Source organism: Silvanigrella aquatica (genome assembly GCF_001907975.1).
Taxonomy (GTDB): Bacteria; Bdellovibrionota_B; Oligoflexia; order Silvanigrellales; family Silvanigrellaceae; genus Silvanigrella; species Silvanigrella aquatica.
On the sequence record NZ_CP017834.1, the window covers coordinates 34,748 to 49,871 of the forward strand.

Genomic DNA, 15,124 nt, shown 5'->3' on the forward strand with positions numbered 1-15,124 from the left:
ATATTCTCCTTAAAATAAGGTGATAAATTGAATTTTACTTTCTTCAAAATAATTTTTTTCTAAGTAACACCATCCCATTCGGGAGCCAAGGCATTGAATTGATTTTGCAATTTCATCTAGAAAAATGGGCTCTAATTTCATATCTAAATACAAATAACGAGTTAAACCATCACTTATATTTAAATAATTGTATTTATCATAACTAGGCTTATTAAATCTGAAAAAAATGGGGGCATTTTTTTCAACATCAAAGTGAAACAAATTATATTTTTTTAATTGATTTATTTTTTCACAACCACTGGGCTCATTTGGTTCAATAATAATTGTAGAATATTGATATTCCGATTTTATTATATAATCCCAACCATTTATATTCCAATGTCTTTTCTTTAAATAAGATATGACATAAGGGCTTTTTTCAATAAATCTAATTTTATAGGGAACGCAGTATTGAACTGGGTTTGCATTTGAATCGAGAAATACGTGATCTCTATTTGCACCATAAAGTCTTTTTAGAGTTATTTTATCTTGTATACTTAATTTTTCATTTTTAAGTATAATATCATCATTTGACTTTGTAATAACGGGCTTAGAATTTAATCTCGATTCTTTTGTTGCACAGGCAAATGAATCATAGTGCATTATTGATAAATAATCATAGTCATCCATGATGAGGTGATTTTCATCAGTAAGGGGTGCAAAATTTTTAGCCTGTTCTGGTGATTGGCAAATATTACGAGCATTCCTTAAATGAAGCTTAATATATGCCATTTGATCTGCCCTACTATGTTCATGTTCAAATCCCAATACATGTAAGAGTTCATGTATTATTATTCCATCTATAGGAAAACCTTTTTTAGTCATAAGGCATGAAAATTCTTCATCTTCAACGCTATAATTTGAGCTTAAATTGACCTGGCCTATACCATAGTGCATTCCAATAGGAGCGTAGCATCCACCACCTTCTTCAAAACTTCCCACTATATTGGTTATGATAATGTATGAGGGATAAGGATTTGTATTTAAATCTTTTTCTGTTAATTCAATAAATTTTATATTGCCTTCATTTTCAATTTTTTTCATAGCATTACGAATGATATTTTTTTCAGCAATGGAGTGCGAATCAGTATGGTCAAATATAAAAAAAACCTTACCGTCAGTCCATTTTGGATTTGCAAGTGAAATGAGGGATCTTTTTGAACGAACAGAATTATTATATTCAACTTTAAATAAATTTTTTTCCACAATTGCACGAGTATCTTTAGCAAATGAAAATGAAGATATTTTTAATAAAAAAAATATTTTAAGTATATTAATACATTTATTAAAAGACATTATATTTTCCTTTATGGTTTTCTTGGAATTTAAATATGATTCAAAGATCATTTATTAAATGTATTTATTTTTTTATCATTAAAAAAATAAATGTCAATATTAATTTATTAATAAATATAAAAAAAATAAATGGATATGAAAACTATAGCGAATGAATTGATGTGAATTTTTATCTTATAATTATTTAGATAAGTTATATAAAATTAATTATAAGTCAAAACGTTTTTTTGATAAGGAATAAATTTTTAAAGTCAGGAATATATTAATAATTTTCAAATTGGAAAAGTCACTATGGTTTTAAATCAATGGAGTTATTTTGCTCTTTATCAATTGTGCATATTTTTGATGGAGTTGATAAATGCTGACAAAGATAATCAACTAATTTTTTTCTATAGAGGTCATCTTTATATACAAATGCTGAACAATGGCCTCCCCATTCTATTTCCCAAAGCTCTTTAGGGTTTGGAGCTGTGTCATATAATTCTTTGCCAGATTCAAAGGGGACAACGGGATCGTTTGGGCTGTGAATAAATAACAAAGGAACATGAATACTTTGAATTGTATCTACAGGACTTAATTCGTCTGATACAAGAAAACTTAATGGCCATTGTAAAGGCCACGTAAGCCAAATACTTGAGAGTTTTTGCCGCGTAATTTTTCGATATGAGGCAAAAGAACTGTCAATGATAATGGCCTGAACACCTTCAATAGGATTATCTGCATAAGCGGGTAGGGCAACTGCGCCTCCTAAGCTCTGTGCAATGATAAATATATCTTTTGTTTTTGAATTTCTTCGTGCCCATTGAAGCGCTGTTTTGGCATCGAGAAATAATCCATTGCGCGAAGGAGTGCCCGTTGAAGAGCCATAACCACGATAATCAAATTCGATGATGTCAAATCCCTTATTTGTAAGCCAAGCTAAATACATAAAATGTGTGGTGATATTTTCCGCATTTCCATGGAAGTGAATGATTGTTGCTATGGGCTTTTTATTTTTTGCATGAATAAGCCATCCATTAAGTTTATTATCATCATTTGTCTCAATGGTAATATTGTCAAATTTTAAATTAAATTTTTCGGGTGTAAAACGGACTTCAGAATCTGGATAGTAAAATAGATGATTACATCCCATTAAATTAAAAGTAATGAGTAAAATAATGAGGATATAAATATTTCGAAAAAATAAAGTCATTTTCAAAATCCTAATAGAGAATTATAATCAATTCATTTCAATCTTGAGTCATTATTTTGGCATCTCTAAATTGAGCATCCTGAATTAGAGTAGCTTTTAAGTAATAATTTATACAGAATTTACAAGTATGTGCAAATTTAAAAAATTTGGAAAGGGGAAGGTTCGAATGATTCGAAGTAAATATTATCCACTAATTATAGCAGGACTTTTATCTTCAGCAGCAGTATTTGCTAAAACACCTTTTGGAATGGCTGGATGCGGTTTAGGTTCAATTGTTATGGGTTCAGATGGAAATCAAGTATTTGCTTCAACAACGAATGGCACGTTTGAATCTCAACTTTTTGGAATCACATCAGGCACTTCAAATTGTCTTGAACCTTCAAAGCAGGCGGCTTTAAGCGCTCAACAAAAGTTTATGGCTGAAAATTATTCCATTTTATCAAAAGAAATGTCTCAAGGAGATGGAGAAACTTTAAAAGCTTTTTCAAATACTTTTGGTTGTAAAAAAGAAGTTTTTGATCATTTTGCATCACTTATGCAAAGTTCATATTCTCAAATATTTATTGCACCAGGTAGTATGGCCGCTTTGGATGTTGTGCAATCTCAAATTAAAAATAATCCTCAATTGGCAAGCGGATGCTCTCTCGTAATTTAATTTATTTTATTTACATTAAGTCAATTAGGAGATTCTAATATGAAATTAAAAAAATTAATTCAAAATTCATTAATTGGATTTGTTTTTATGTCAACTTTTTATTCAAACTCTTGGGCTGAAAATCCTTTTGCAAAAAAAGGTGATTATAAAGATATGGATCAATGGGGTATGGGTGGATGTGGTTTGGCATCTTTATTTATAAAAGAAAAAGATATGTTACCCCAAATTGCAGCGTCATTTGTAAATGGAATTTCAGGATCTACTCAATCTTCAGCAATAACAACGGGATCTTCTAATTGTGTTGCCTCTCGAAATGACTTAGCAGCAAAAGAACAAGAAGTTTTTATTACTGTTAATTTATCAAGTTTGTCGAAAGAAGCAGCTCAGGGAAGTGGCGATCATATTTCCGCTTTAGCAGAAGTTTTTGGATGTCCTAATGAACAATTTGCTAAGCTAAGTCAAACAAAATATCAACAAATTTATTCCCAGAATGAACCAACGGTTGTTCTTAAAAACTATTTAAAGGAAGTTAAATCAGATCAAAATCTGTCTAAAATTTGCTTAAGAATTATTTGATAATGGGTCTACCTAAAATTAAATTAATTTTCTTAATATCTATATTTTTTATATTGATTTTTTTGTTTTTAGATTCAAAAAAAGTCAGCGGAAAAAATTTAACTTACACAGATGAATTAATTGCCGATGCGACTTCAAAAAAACTATGGGAAACGAGAGCGTGGAAAAAAATTTTATTTATACCTGATCGTTTTTTAAGTTTAAATCAAAAAAGTCTAATAAGTGAAAAATCTTTTTTTTTATCAGTAGATGGAAAAAATAATCCTGAACACGAATTAATTGCATCTTTGAATTCATTTCAGGAAAGTATTCCAATAAATCCTCCAAAAGACTATATGCATCCACAATGTAAACACCCTGCTCGTTTTTATTGGTTAGTAAATGAATTAAAAATCGATGATAAAAAATTTGTTTTTCAAAAGTGCCCAGAATTGCATAAATTTATTGATTATTTGGATTATGAAGGCGTTTCATTAGTTTTTTCAAATTATATTGCAGATGGACCCGGTTCTTTATTTGGGCATACCTTTTTAAGGCTTCATAGAAATACAAATAATAGTTCAGAATCTGCAATTTTAGATGATATCGCAAATTTTTCAGCATTTGTTCCCGCAATAAAAGGTTTATTATATCCTATAAAAGGACTTGCGGGGGGGTATCAGGGACGCTTTTCTGTAATGCCCTATTATCAAAAAATTCAGGAGTATAATAACTATGAAAGCCGTGATCTGTGGGAATATAAATTAAATTTAACAAAAAATGAAATTAGAATGCTTGAGCTCGTTCTTTGGGAAATGGGTTCAACTTATATTGATTATTACTATTTGGATGATAATTGTTCTTATGTCATGCTTGCTTTACTTGAAGCGGCAAAACCTGATTTATATTTAACTGGAAAAACTTTAATTTATGCCATTCCCTCAGATACGATTAGAATAGTTACAAAAACTCCTAATTTTGTAACAAATATTACATATAGACCATCTGTTCTTTCTCGATATTTAAATAGAATGGCAGTATTAAGTAAAAATGAAAATAATTTTGTAGAACAAGTTTTATCAAATTATGATTCTTTATCTAGTTTAGATTTTAAAAATTGTGATAAGTTTTGTAAAGCAAGAGTTATTGATGCTTCTCTTGAATATATAGATTATAAAGAAAAGCTTGTTGGTTCAAATGAGCCTATTATTTATCAAAATTTGAGAAATAAATTATTAATTGCTCGTGCAAATGATGCGGTAAAATCTGAGCCTCTAAAAAATGATCCTCAATCGAGCCCTCCCCATTTAGGTCATGATTCTGGTTTATTATCATTAAATTTAGGTTCTTCTTTTTCTGGAGATGTCTTTTCTGATATTCGTTTTCGTCCCGCTCTTCATGATATTGAAGCGAACGAAAATGGATATAGCAATGGTTTAGGGGTCGGATTTTTAGATACAATTTTAAGAGCAGATTATAAAAATAGTCTTATTTATTTAAAAAATTTTCATTTGTTAGAAATTACTTCCTTACCTGAACAAGTACCAAATATTGATTTTTTAGCATGGCATTTTGATACAGGATATGAATATGGATTTGGATATGGCGATGCTGCTTCGCAAGGAAGAGAATATTTAAAATTAGGAATTGGTTCTGCTTTATTTGGATTTCAAAACCAGTTTTTGTTATTTTCTATTGTAGAAGCAGATGTTGGTTATTCAAAAGATTTTGGAGCACATATAGGCCCCACTGTTTTACTTGGAGCCATGGCGAAATTGTCTCACTCTTGTAAAATAGTTGCAAAATCAGAGTTATCAAAAAGATTTAATAAAGATAGAAATATTGATGCTATGGAAAACTCTTTAAATCTTTCCTATTTTATGGTGCAGAATTTTGAAACTCAATTAAGTCTTACGAATAAAGAGGGCGTATCTGAAGTATCTTTAGGTCTTAGAATTTATTTTTAAGAATAATTGAAGCTATTTATTTTTTTAATCGGAAATATTATTTAGTTCTCTAACTCCCCGATTTTTATTCCATGTAACTTCATTTTTATTTATGATGATTTGAACCCATCTCGATAAGATAAATAATAAATCGGAAAGTCTATTGATAAAAGGAATAATATTTAAATTAATTTCTTTTTCTTTAGATAAAGTCACAGTTAAGCGTTCTGCTCTACGGCAAACCGTTCTAGCCAGGTGAAGATAAGAATTTAATAAAGTACCTCCTGGCAATACAAATTCGTGTAAGGGAGGCAGCTGATTTTGGCAATAATCAATTATTTTTTCCAATTGCTTCACATCTATTTCACTAATTGTGATCATGTTATCCCAACGGGCTGAAAGAGGTGTTGCTAAATCGGAACCTAAATTAAATAAATCATTCTGAATGGCAATTAACCATGAGTCTAATAGTTTTTGTTCTTTAGCGGGAATGGTATTTATATTTTGTCGGCATATTCCAATAATACTATTTAATTCATCAATTGTGCCATAGCTTTCTAGTCTTAAATCGTCTTTTGAAACGCGACTTCCATCGGCTAATCCCGTTGTACCTTTATCACCTGTTTTCGTGTATACTTTGACTAAGCGCATGTTTCATCCTTAATGATAAGGTGTTAAATACGATGCAAATTATCTGTTACGTAAATAGGGCTGTCCCAGCGCTCTTGGAGCTCTGCTTTTGCCAACAAAACCAGCTACAATGACTATTGTTAGAATATAAGGAATGATTTGTATGAATTGTGGCGACACTAAAAAATTCCAGAACTGTGTGACAAAAGGGATGTCAGCAGTGAGTTTGGGCATTTGAATGCCTTGTAAAAAAATTCCAAGAGCATCAAAAAATCCGAATGCCAGACATGCTAACGCGGCCGCAATGGGGCGCCAACCCCCTACAATGAGTGCGGCAAGTGCCATATAACCACGACCTGCCGTCATATTACGTGTGTAGCTACTGGATAGGCATATTGAGAGAGTTGCTCCACCCAATCCTGCTAAAAATCCAGAAAGTAACACACCGCTCCAACGGGTTCTAATTACATCAATCCCAGATGTTTGCAGAGCATCGGGATGTTCTCCAGCAAATTTGTGCCACATGCCGTAAGGAGAATATTTAAACCAAAGCCAAATAAGACCCATAATTACCCATGCCGCAATAATCGGGCCATGAATAAAGCGATTCCCCATAGGAATTTCTGGTGTAGAACCTGTATTTTGAAATAATATTTGCGATATAAAGGGGACTGTACCCGCTGCCAAAATTGTAATGGCAGTACCTGTTACAATTTGATTTGATTTGAAATTAATTACAAATAAACCGTATAATGCCGCCATTAACATTCCCGCGAGGCCACCACACAGGAAACCTAAAAAGGGAGAATGGGTGAGAGTCGTTACAGCAGCTGCTGTAAATGCCCCAGCAAGCATTTTTCCTTCAAGAGCAATATTGATAATTCCGCTGCGTTCGCTCATTAAACCGCCTAAAGCAGCGAAAATAAGAGGGGCGGACATGCGAATTGTAGAACCGCCAATTGAAGATAAGTTATTGAGCCATTCCGTTAATTCCATCACTATTTAGCCTTTTTTCGAGTTAATATCTTTTCCCATAAACCATCAGCGGAGACTGCAAGAATAATCAGAGCCTGTAGAACCAGAGCGAGGTCTGATGTGACATTTTGTGTATATATTTCAAGATCGCTGGCTCCTTTTTGAAGAATACCAAATAAAAGTCCTGAAAAAATGATGGCAATAGGATTACCTCTTGCCAAAAATGCAACCGCAATTCCGGTAAAACCATATCCTGGAGAAAAATCGAGTTTGAAACATTCGGAACGGCCTAAAATTTCTCCTACTCCCACGAGACCTGCCATAGCTCCTGCTACGACCATAGTAAGAATTTGAGTTCTAGAAATGCTGATTCCCGCAGTTGATGAGGCTGCATCATTTTCGCCTACGCAGCGAATCTCATAACCAAGAGGAGTTCTGTAAAGAAAAATCCAGGCTGTGATTGCTAAAAATATTGATAAAAATAAGGCATAAGTGACGGGTGCTCCTTCAAAATAAGAGAATGCTTCGAGAACATAATAATTTGAAATAGGCACAGTTTGTGGATTTTGAGTATTAGGATCTTTTAATAAGTAAACAGTTACGTAACTTGCAATACCAGCAGCAATAAAGTTAAGCATAATTGTTGTTATAACTTCATGAGCACCACGTTTTGCTTTTAAATAACCGGCAATTCCTCCCCAAATTCCACCAGCGGCAGCAGCACAAAGCCCTGCAAATAAAGGGGCAATATAAGGATTTACAGTTGGGAATTGCGCGCCTACGATGGCAGCGGCAAGAGCTCCCATAGTGAGTTGTCCTTCTGCGCCAATATTGAACATTTTGGCTTTAAAAGCCATTGCTACAGAAAGACCTGTTAATATGAGAGGCATGCTGTAAGTGAGCGTCATGCCTACATCGTAAGGAGTCCCAAATCCTGATTTTGCGAAAATAACAAAAACGTCCAGAGGATTTTCACCAGCAATAGAAGTAATAAGTAAGCCTAAAATAATTGCAAAAATAGTGGCGATAATGGGGCGCAAGATTTTCATTGTGTCTTTCTCCCCTCGGAAAGTCCGCCACACATTGCTAATCCTAAAGCGTGTTCATCCACTTCATTGCGTTTATATTCCGCAACAATTTCTCCTCCGTACATAACCAAAATCCTATCTGATAAAGTAAAAATTTCGTCTAATTCAGAGGACACAAGAAGAATTCCAACACCTTTGTCACGTTCTGCTACGATTTGTTTATGAATATATTCAATGGCACCAATATCAACACCGCGAGTAGGATTGGCAGCAACAATAAATTCAGGTTCTTTGCCAAATTCTCTAGCAATAATTATTTTTTGTTGATTTCCACCAGAAAAACCAGAGGCATTTAACTTAGAATTTCTTGGTCTCACATCATATTTTTCCATTTCGCTTTTTACGGTTTTTTGAATTTCTTTTATTTTTTGAAGAAATCCGTAGCGAAATTTTTTCTCCCAATGTCTTCCTAAAATATAATTTTCTTCGGCGCTCATATTCAATAATAAGCCATTTTTATGTCTATCTTCAGGAATAAAGCCAACAATGAGATCAAGCATTTCAGAGCTTTTTTTATGTTTAACGGCTTTTCCAAGTAAGTTGATATCGCCAGTAGCATGGCTATGTGAACTGGTTTTTTTTCCAAAATAATTTTGAGGATGAAATATAAGATCTAACAATTCAGATTGTCCATTCCCTTCCACGCCGGCAATACCAACAATTTCACCGCCACGGACTCTCATGGATAAATTATTTAAAAGATTTCTTTTAGAATCTTTTGTGAGATAATCTTTCAAAGTAACGTTTTTAAGTTCTAAAACAGGTTTGTTTAAGTTTGATGCTATAGGTATTTCTGGTCTTAAATTAACATTGCGTCCCACCATCATGGAAGCAATTTTTTCTTCAGTAGCTTCCGCTGTTTTTATTTCACCAACAACTTTTCCTGTTCTAAAAACAACAATATTATCTGTAAAATTTAAAACTTCTCTTAATTTATGAGTCACAATTATTATTGTTTTTCCTTCATTTTTAAGTTTCTTTAAATTTTCAAATAATTCATCGACCTCAATTGGAGTAAGAACAGCTGTAGGCTCATCAAGAATTAAAATGTCAGCATTTCTATAAAGTAGTTTTAAAATTTCAATTCGTTGCTGCATGCCAACAGGGAGTTTTGAAACTTTTACATTTAAAGGAACATTCAAACCATATTTGTTTGCAATGGCTTGTATTTCTTTACGCGCTTTTCTTCTATCAATGATATTAAAAGGAACAGGAAGAAATGGGATTTTAAGCGTATGCTCTTCGTCACCAAGGATAATATTATCAAGTCCTGTGGCCGTTTCTGCCAGCATGAAATGCTGATGAACCATGCCAATTCCATTTTTGATGGCATCTCGCGGAGATGCCCAATGCTGCGGCTTGCCATTTACAAGAATTTCGCCTTCATCTTCTTTATAAAGCCCGAATAGTATTTTCATGGCGGTGGATTTGCCGGCGCCATTTTCTCCTACTAATGCTTGAATAGAGCCTTTTTTGACAGAAAAACTGATTTGATCATTGGCAACAATGGAGCCAAATGACTTTGTGACCTTGCGAAACTCTATGGCGAGTGAAGTGTCCTCTAATTGATTTAAAGTTTTCATTTTCTACTTATCTTAATTGGGTTTAAAAATATAAATAAGGCTCATTAATTCTTTTTACCAACGGTATAATAATCTGGAACTTTAATTTTATTTTCAATGATTTCATTTTTAATACGTTCAATCTCTTTCAATTCTTTATCGGTATATAATTTCTCATTGTGTTTATCGTGGGACCAATCAATACCGCTGTCAGCAAAACCATATTTTATAACACCGGTTGTAAATTTATTCTCAACAAAGTCTTCAATGGATTTATATACTTTATCATCTACCTTTTTTTCCATACTGGTGAGTACGAGTCCTGGGGCAATATGATTTTGGTTTGAATCTACTCCAATAATAAATTTAGTTGACGATTTCTTATTTTTATTAACTTCCGCTACAGCATCAAAAACTCCTTGTGAGGAGCCTCCCGCAGCAACAAAAATAACATCATTGCCCTGGTTGTACTTTGAAAGTGCAATTTCTTTTGCTTTTGATGGGTTATTCCATGCTGATGATGTAACACCCACATAAGTTTCTGTAATTTTAATTTCAGAATTATATTTTTTGACGCCAGCTTCAAAGCCCATAGCAAATCTTTTGATTAGAGGAATTTCCATGCCACCAATAAAACTTACTTGTTTAGTTTTTGTTTTCATTGCGGCAATGTAACCTACAATAAAACTTCCTTCATGTTCTTGAAATGAAATTGATCTTACATTGGGTTCGTTTATTAAGGAGTCTACTAAAACATACTTTTGTTTAGGAAAGTTTTTTGCTAATTTGCCTACGGTATCAGCGTTATTAAATCCGACAGCAATGACAAGAGCACAATCTCCACTTGAGAAAGAGCGGATAAATTGTTGAGATTGAGTGTCTTCTCTTACGGTAACATACTTACTATCTGGCGATATATTTAACTTTTTATTATTGATTGCTTTTGTAAAACCTTCAAATGCGGATTGATTAAAGGATTTATCATCTTTGCCGCCTTTATCGAGAACCAAACAAATTTTAGGTTTTTTATTACTTGCTGCGAAAGAGGTAAGTGAAAAAGGTATTGCTAAGAAAAAGGAAGATGCAACAAAAAATTTTTTATTTAAGACATTTAAAAATTTCATTTCAGTTTTTTGCCTCTTTGCTAGTCGTTATGATTTTATCTAATACAAGCTCTTTTTTAATTTCATTTATTTTTTTAATTTCATTTTCAGAAAACAAATTTTTATTATATTTATCGTAAGCCCAATCTATACCTTCATTGGATAAGCTGTATGAATAAGTGCCTGTTGTGAACTTATCATCAATGAGCTCTTTTACCGCATCTACAACAGACTTTTCGACACCTTTTGTCATGCTTGTTAATATAATTCCGGGTTTAATCCAGTTTTGGTTTGAATCACATCCAATAGCATATTTTTTAGAATTTGGTTTGCTTGCTTTTTCTGCTGCGTTAAACACGCCTAGGCCTGAGCCACCTGCAGCATGAAATATTATATCTGCGCCTTGATTAAACTGATTTAAAGCCAGTTCCTGGGCTTTTGTCGGATTATTCCATGCTTCTACAGAGACACCAACATAACCAACCATAACCTTTATTTTAGGATTTACATGCTTTGCTCCAGCTGTATAGGCCGTTTCAAATCTATGAATGAGAGGGATATTCATGCCGCCAATCATACCAACAATGCCTGATTGGGATTTAATAGCTGCTATGGCGCCCATTAAAAAAGCTCCCTGCTCATCTTTGAAAACAACCGAGCGTACATTTTTGTAATCTACAGTGGTATCAATAACCACAAATTTTTGATCAGGATATTTAGGAGCTATTTTTTTTATGGCGTCGGCATTATTAACTCCAACTGAAAATATAACGGAGCATTTTCCTTTAATAAAAGAACGAACAGATTGATTTAACTGTCCGTCTTCTTTGGCTTCAATGACTTTGCTGTCTTTGGCAACAGGGAGAGTTTTAAAAGCTTTTTCGAAGCCGTTATACGCTTCTTGATTAAAAGAATTGTCGTCTTTTCCTGCTTTATCAAGAATCATACATATTTTAGGGGCTAGAGGCTTAGTTTCAACTTTTTTAGGATCAAGTAAAGCTTTGGCGTAAATAGAAATCGGTATTACTGATACAGAAATAGCAGGTAGTATTTTTTTCATAAAAGTAAACACCTTAACTGTTAAAGAATTTTATTTTTTGTCCAGCTTGTAATAGTCTGGCACAGTGATTTTACCAGTCATAATTTTTTCTTTAATACTATTAATTTCTTTAATTTGCGATTCTGTAAAGAATTTTTTGTTATGTTCATCGTAAGCCCAGTCCACACCGCCGTCTTTTAATCCATATACTGTATGGTTTGCTGTAAATTTATTTGCAACAAAATCTTTCACAGAATTGTAAACTGCGTTGTCCACTCTTTTTACCATGCTTGTGATAATCACATCGGGTTTAATCCAATTTTGATTTGAATCAACACCAATAGCGTAATACTTTTTCTTTTGTTTTGATTGTTTATTCATTTGTTCTGCAGAGTCAAAGACACCTTGTCCCGAATTGGCGGCAACTTGAAAAATCACATCAGTGCCTTCATTGTACTGCGATAGAGCTAGTTCTTTTGCTTTTGCAGGGTTATTCCAAGCATCATGAGTAACACCCACGTATCCTGTACCAACTTTTATTTTAGAATTGACGTATTTAGCGCCTGCTGAGTATCCTGTCTCAAAGCGACGAATAAGAGGAACATTCATCCCTCCAATAAATCCTATTTTTCCAGAAGTTGACTTCATGGCCGCAATAGCGCCCACAAGAAAGGATCCGTCGTGTTCTTGAAATGTAATAGAACGGATATTCTTTGCTTTATTTTTGTCTTCCATGTTGATGTCGACGGCTAAGAATTTTTTGCTAGGGTATTTTGTAGCAAGATCGGGGAGGTGGGCTGCGGGAGTGAATCCGATGGCGATGATCAAATCGCAATTCACTGAAGTGGCAAAGCTTCTAAAAAACTGAGTAATTTGTGAGTCATTTTGAGGTTCTACAAATTTGCTTTTTTCGTCAATTGCAAAATCTGTTTTGGCTTTGTTAAACCCCATTACCGCGGATTCGTTGAAAGAATGATCGTCTTTTCCACCTTTATCAAGAACCATGCATATTTTAGGCTTATTTAGAGGCTCTGTCTTTTTGGATGTTTTTAAAGAAGTTGCAAAAGAAGAAAGATGATTTAGGCTATATGTGCTTAAAATTGTAAAAATAAATATTCTTGCTTTTTTGATCATACGATAAGAAAACACGTGGGATCCTTTCGGAATTAAGTTTCTTGGTAAAATGAATTACTTAGCCATATAGGCAAGAACCTGAAAAGGCATAGCACAAATGAATCAAATGTTTCTAGGACTTTTTTTTGATTCCCTAATCCTTTAAACTTTTAGGTATTTTTTCTGTGGCAGAATCATTTATGAAAAAAAACGGATTGTGTGTTGACTAATCTTTTTTGATTTTGTACACCACAGAACACTCTGGCAAGCGAGTTTACTCTCGAACTGCTAAAGTCACACGCGCGGTTAGCTCAGCTGGATAGAGCACCAGACTACGAATCTGGCGGTCAGGCGTTCGAATCGCTTACCGCGCGCCATATTTTTTTCCCTTGGGAGCGATGGGTGAGTTGGCTTAAACCACGCCCTTGCTAAGGGCGCGAAGGGGAGACTCTTCCGAGGGTTCGAATCCCTCTCGCTCCGCCACCTTTTAAAAATAGGTGTGAATTGTTCTTCGATTATTCCAAATCTAAATCCAATCTAAACAATAACGACCTTTACTTTATGAGCAGATGTATTGACTTAGCAAAGCAAGCTGCTGATATTGGTGAAGTGCCTGTAGGCGCTCTCATTATAGATTCCCAAGGTCAAATTATTTCACAAGCTTATAATTTAAGAGAATCCCAGCAAGTTGCTACCGCCCATGCGGAGCTTATTGCTATTGAGCAAGCATGCAAAAGTCTTTCTCGCTGGAGGCTTCAGGACTGTACGCTCTATGTCACTTTAGAACCTTGTTTTATGTGCGCAGGTGCGATTATTCTAGCACGTATTCCACGAGTTGTTTTTGCCGCACATGATCCTAAAGCAGGAGCAGCGGGAAGCCTCGCTCATGTTTTGGATGACAGCAGGCTCAATCATAAGTGTGATATTGTAACTGGCGTTTGTGCAGAAGAATCCTCTGTTCTTTTAAAATCCTTTTTTAAAATGCGCCGAAAAAAATAAATCATACTTTTGATATCATGTCGTCTATTGTGTAAAAGACAGAGTCTCGATTTTGTTTTTTAGTAAATGTATTTTATCCTAAGGTTGGAGAATAAAATTGTGCAGCAGACTCAAGAATCATTAAAAAAAATCACAATAGGAGTTGTTCTTGCTGCGGGTATGGGCAAAAGAATGAACTCAAATATTCCCAAAGTTGCTCATGTTTTATTCGGAAAACCCCTTGTTATATGGGCTATTGAGTCCTTAATTCAAGCAGAGGTTTACAAAATAGTTGTTGTTATTTCACCTAAGCAAAAGATGGTTGAAGAAATTATTTCTAATTATTCCTTTGAAAAAAAGGTTGAAGTCAAATTTGCATATCAAGAAAACCCTTTGGGAACAGGACATGCGGCGCGTTGCGGGTTAGATGGTGTTGAGAAATATTTTGCTGGTGCAATTAAAAATCAATCTAATTTTAATATCCTCATTGCTTATGGAGATACTCCTGCGGTACAGGGTGCAACATTTATCAATTTTTTAAAATATCATATTGAGCAAAATAATTCTTTTACTATTCTTGTTTTTCAAGCGAAAAATCCTTACGGTTATGGAAGAATTATCACCGATAATAATAAGAATTTTGTTGCTATTTGTGAAGAAAAAGATTGCACAGATGAGCAGAAAAAAATCACATTGAGTAATTCCGGATTTTTATGCGCTAATTATAAAGAAATGAAAAAAATATTACCTTTATTAAAGAATGAAAATGCAGCGAAAGAATATTATTTAACTGATATCCCCTTGCTCTCAAAAAATGCCGGAGGAAAAATAGGTTATATGATAGGTCATGACGAAGCAGAATTTTTAGGAATCAATTCTCAAGAACAATTATTAGAGATGGAAAAAAAATTTCAAGAAAAATATTCAGAATAATAATATTTATAATTTAAAAT

At 33.7% G+C, this 15,124-nt stretch carries 14 protein-coding genes and 2 tRNA genes; 7 read left to right on the forward strand and 9 right to left on the reverse strand.

What is annotated here, in order from left to right:
* Positions 1-9: 9 nt before the first annotated feature.
* Both AXG55_RS00145 and AXG55_RS00150 read right to left on the reverse strand, forming a co-directional pair.
* On the reverse strand, positions 10-1,335 hold the full coding sequence (locus AXG55_RS00145; RefSeq protein WP_233231262.1) for a M12 family metallopeptidase: 1,326 nt from the start codon (positions 1,333-1,335) through the stop codon (positions 10-12).
* 289 nt (positions 1,336-1,624) lie between these two features.
* Entirely contained in the window at positions 1,625-2,527 is a 903-nt protein-coding gene (locus tag AXG55_RS00150) for an alpha/beta hydrolase (protein ID WP_148696131.1), read from the reverse strand.
* Positions 2,528-2,693: 166 nt separating this feature from the next.
* Here AXG55_RS00150 and AXG55_RS00155 point away from each other — a divergent pair, with 166 nt between their 5' ends.
* The 3 genes from AXG55_RS00155 to AXG55_RS00165 all read left to right on the forward strand — a co-directional run bounded on the left by AXG55_RS00155 (position 2,694) and on the right by AXG55_RS00165 (position 5,704).
* Positions 2,694-3,182, forward strand: coding sequence for a DUF3015 family protein (locus AXG55_RS00155; protein WP_233231263.1), 489 nt, complete (start codon positions 2,694-2,696; stop codon positions 3,180-3,182).
* A gap of 39 nt (positions 3,183-3,221) precedes the next feature.
* Positions 3,222-3,758 carry a DUF3015 family protein gene (locus AXG55_RS00160; protein ID WP_148696133.1) on the forward strand — a complete coding sequence of 179 codons (537 nt, stop codon included), beginning with the start codon at positions 3,222-3,224 and terminating at the stop codon, positions 3,756-3,758.
* Between the two features lie 62 nt (positions 3,759-3,820).
* Positions 3,821-5,704 carry an Lnb N-terminal periplasmic domain-containing protein gene (locus AXG55_RS00165; RefSeq protein WP_233231264.1) on the forward strand — a complete coding sequence of 628 codons (1,884 nt, stop codon included), beginning with the start codon at positions 3,821-3,823 and terminating at the stop codon, positions 5,702-5,704.
* Between the two features lie 24 nt (positions 5,705-5,728).
* Here the strand turns inward: AXG55_RS00165 and AXG55_RS00170 are convergent, their stop codons facing one another.
* The 7 genes from AXG55_RS00170 to AXG55_RS00200 are packed head-to-tail and all read right to left on the reverse strand — an operon-like array spanning position 5,729 to position 13,229.
* The gene (locus AXG55_RS00170) at positions 5,729-6,334 is read right to left on the reverse strand and encodes a cob(I)yrinic acid a,c-diamide adenosyltransferase (RefSeq protein WP_148696135.1); all 606 of its coding nucleotides are present in this window, start codon (positions 6,332-6,334) and stop codon (positions 5,729-5,731) included.
* A 39-nt stretch (positions 6,335-6,373) separates the two neighbouring features.
* The gene (locus AXG55_RS00175; RefSeq protein ID WP_148696136.1) at positions 6,374-7,309 is read right to left on the reverse strand and encodes an ABC transporter permease; all 936 of its coding nucleotides are present in this window, start codon (positions 7,307-7,309) and stop codon (positions 6,374-6,376) included.
* A gap of 2 nt (positions 7,310-7,311) precedes the next feature.
* On the reverse strand, positions 7,312-8,337 hold the full coding sequence (locus tag AXG55_RS00180) for an ABC transporter permease (protein ID WP_148696137.1): 1,026 nt from the start codon (positions 8,335-8,337) through the stop codon (positions 7,312-7,314).
* Complete coding sequence (locus AXG55_RS00185; protein WP_148696138.1) at positions 8,334-9,959, reverse strand: ABC transporter ATP-binding protein; 1,626 nt, start codon at positions 9,957-9,959, stop codon at positions 8,334-8,336. The genes AXG55_RS00180 and AXG55_RS00185 overlap by 4 nt, the downstream gene beginning before the upstream one ends.
* 44 nt (positions 9,960-10,003) lie before the next feature.
* The gene (locus AXG55_RS00190) at positions 10,004-11,062 is read right to left on the reverse strand and encodes a BMP family lipoprotein (RefSeq protein WP_148696139.1); all 1,059 of its coding nucleotides are present in this window, start codon (positions 11,060-11,062) and stop codon (positions 10,004-10,006) included.
* 1 nt (position 11,063) lies between these two features.
* On the reverse strand, positions 11,064-12,101 hold the full coding sequence (locus AXG55_RS00195) for a BMP family lipoprotein (RefSeq protein ID WP_148696140.1): 1,038 nt from the start codon (positions 12,099-12,101) through the stop codon (positions 11,064-11,066).
* A gap of 30 nt (positions 12,102-12,131) precedes the next feature.
* A complete protein-coding gene (locus AXG55_RS00200; RefSeq protein WP_148696141.1) occupies positions 12,132-13,229 on the reverse strand; it encodes a BMP family lipoprotein in 1,098 nt (365 codons plus the stop codon).
* Positions 13,230-13,493: 264 nt separating this feature from the next.
* Here AXG55_RS00200 and AXG55_RS00205 point away from each other — a divergent pair.
* From AXG55_RS00205 to AXG55_RS00220, 4 genes are all read left to right on the forward strand, one after another.
* Positions 13,494-13,570, forward strand: a tRNA-Arg gene (locus AXG55_RS00205).
* 15 nt (positions 13,571-13,585) lie between these two features.
* Positions 13,586-13,676: transfer RNA gene (locus AXG55_RS00210), tRNA-Ser, on the forward strand.
* Positions 13,677-13,697: 21 nt separating this feature from the next.
* Entirely contained in the window at positions 13,698-14,192 is a 495-nt protein-coding gene (gene tadA / locus AXG55_RS00215) for a tRNA adenosine(34) deaminase TadA (protein WP_272866909.1), read from the forward strand.
* Positions 14,193-14,291: 99 nt separating this feature from the next.
* Positions 14,292-15,104: a sugar phosphate nucleotidyltransferase gene (locus AXG55_RS00220; RefSeq protein WP_233231265.1), complete on the forward strand. Its 813-nt coding sequence runs from the start codon at positions 14,292-14,294 to the stop codon at positions 15,102-15,104.
* Positions 15,105-15,124: the final 20 nt, after the last annotated feature.

What these genes read in the sequence shown, in the direction of transcription:
- AXG55_RS00145 (WP_233231262.1), bottom strand. Translation starts at nt 1,335, where the DNA reads ATGTCTTTTAATAAATGTATTAATATACTTAAAATATTTTTTTTATTA.
- AXG55_RS00150 (WP_148696131.1), bottom strand. Translation starts at nt 2,527, where the DNA reads ATGACTTTATTTTTTCGAAATATTTATATCCTCATTATTTTACTCATT.
- AXG55_RS00155 (WP_233231263.1), top strand. Translation starts at nt 2,694, where the DNA reads ATGATTCGAAGTAAATATTATCCACTAATTATAGCAGGACTTTTATCT.
- AXG55_RS00160 (WP_148696133.1), top strand. Translation starts at nt 3,222, where the DNA reads ATGAAATTAAAAAAATTAATTCAAAATTCATTAATTGGATTTGTTTTT.
- AXG55_RS00170 (WP_148696135.1), bottom strand. Translation starts at nt 6,334, where the DNA reads ATGCGCTTAGTCAAAGTATACACGAAAACAGGTGATAAAGGTACAACG.
- AXG55_RS00175 (WP_148696136.1), bottom strand. Translation starts at nt 7,309, where the DNA reads ATGGAATTAACGGAATGGCTCAATAACTTATCTTCAATTGGCGGTTCT.
- AXG55_RS00180 (WP_148696137.1), bottom strand. Translation starts at nt 8,337, where the DNA reads ATGAAAATCTTGCGCCCCATTATCGCCACTATTTTTGCAATTATTTTA.
- AXG55_RS00185 (WP_148696138.1), bottom strand. Translation starts at nt 9,959, where the DNA reads ATGAAAACTTTAAATCAATTAGAGGACACTTCACTCGCCATAGAGTTT.
- AXG55_RS00190 (WP_148696139.1), bottom strand. Translation starts at nt 11,062, where the DNA reads ATGAAATTTTTAAATGTCTTAAATAAAAAATTTTTTGTTGCATCTTCC.
- AXG55_RS00195 (WP_148696140.1), bottom strand. Translation starts at nt 12,101, where the DNA reads ATGAAAAAAATACTACCTGCTATTTCTGTATCAGTAATACCGATTTCT.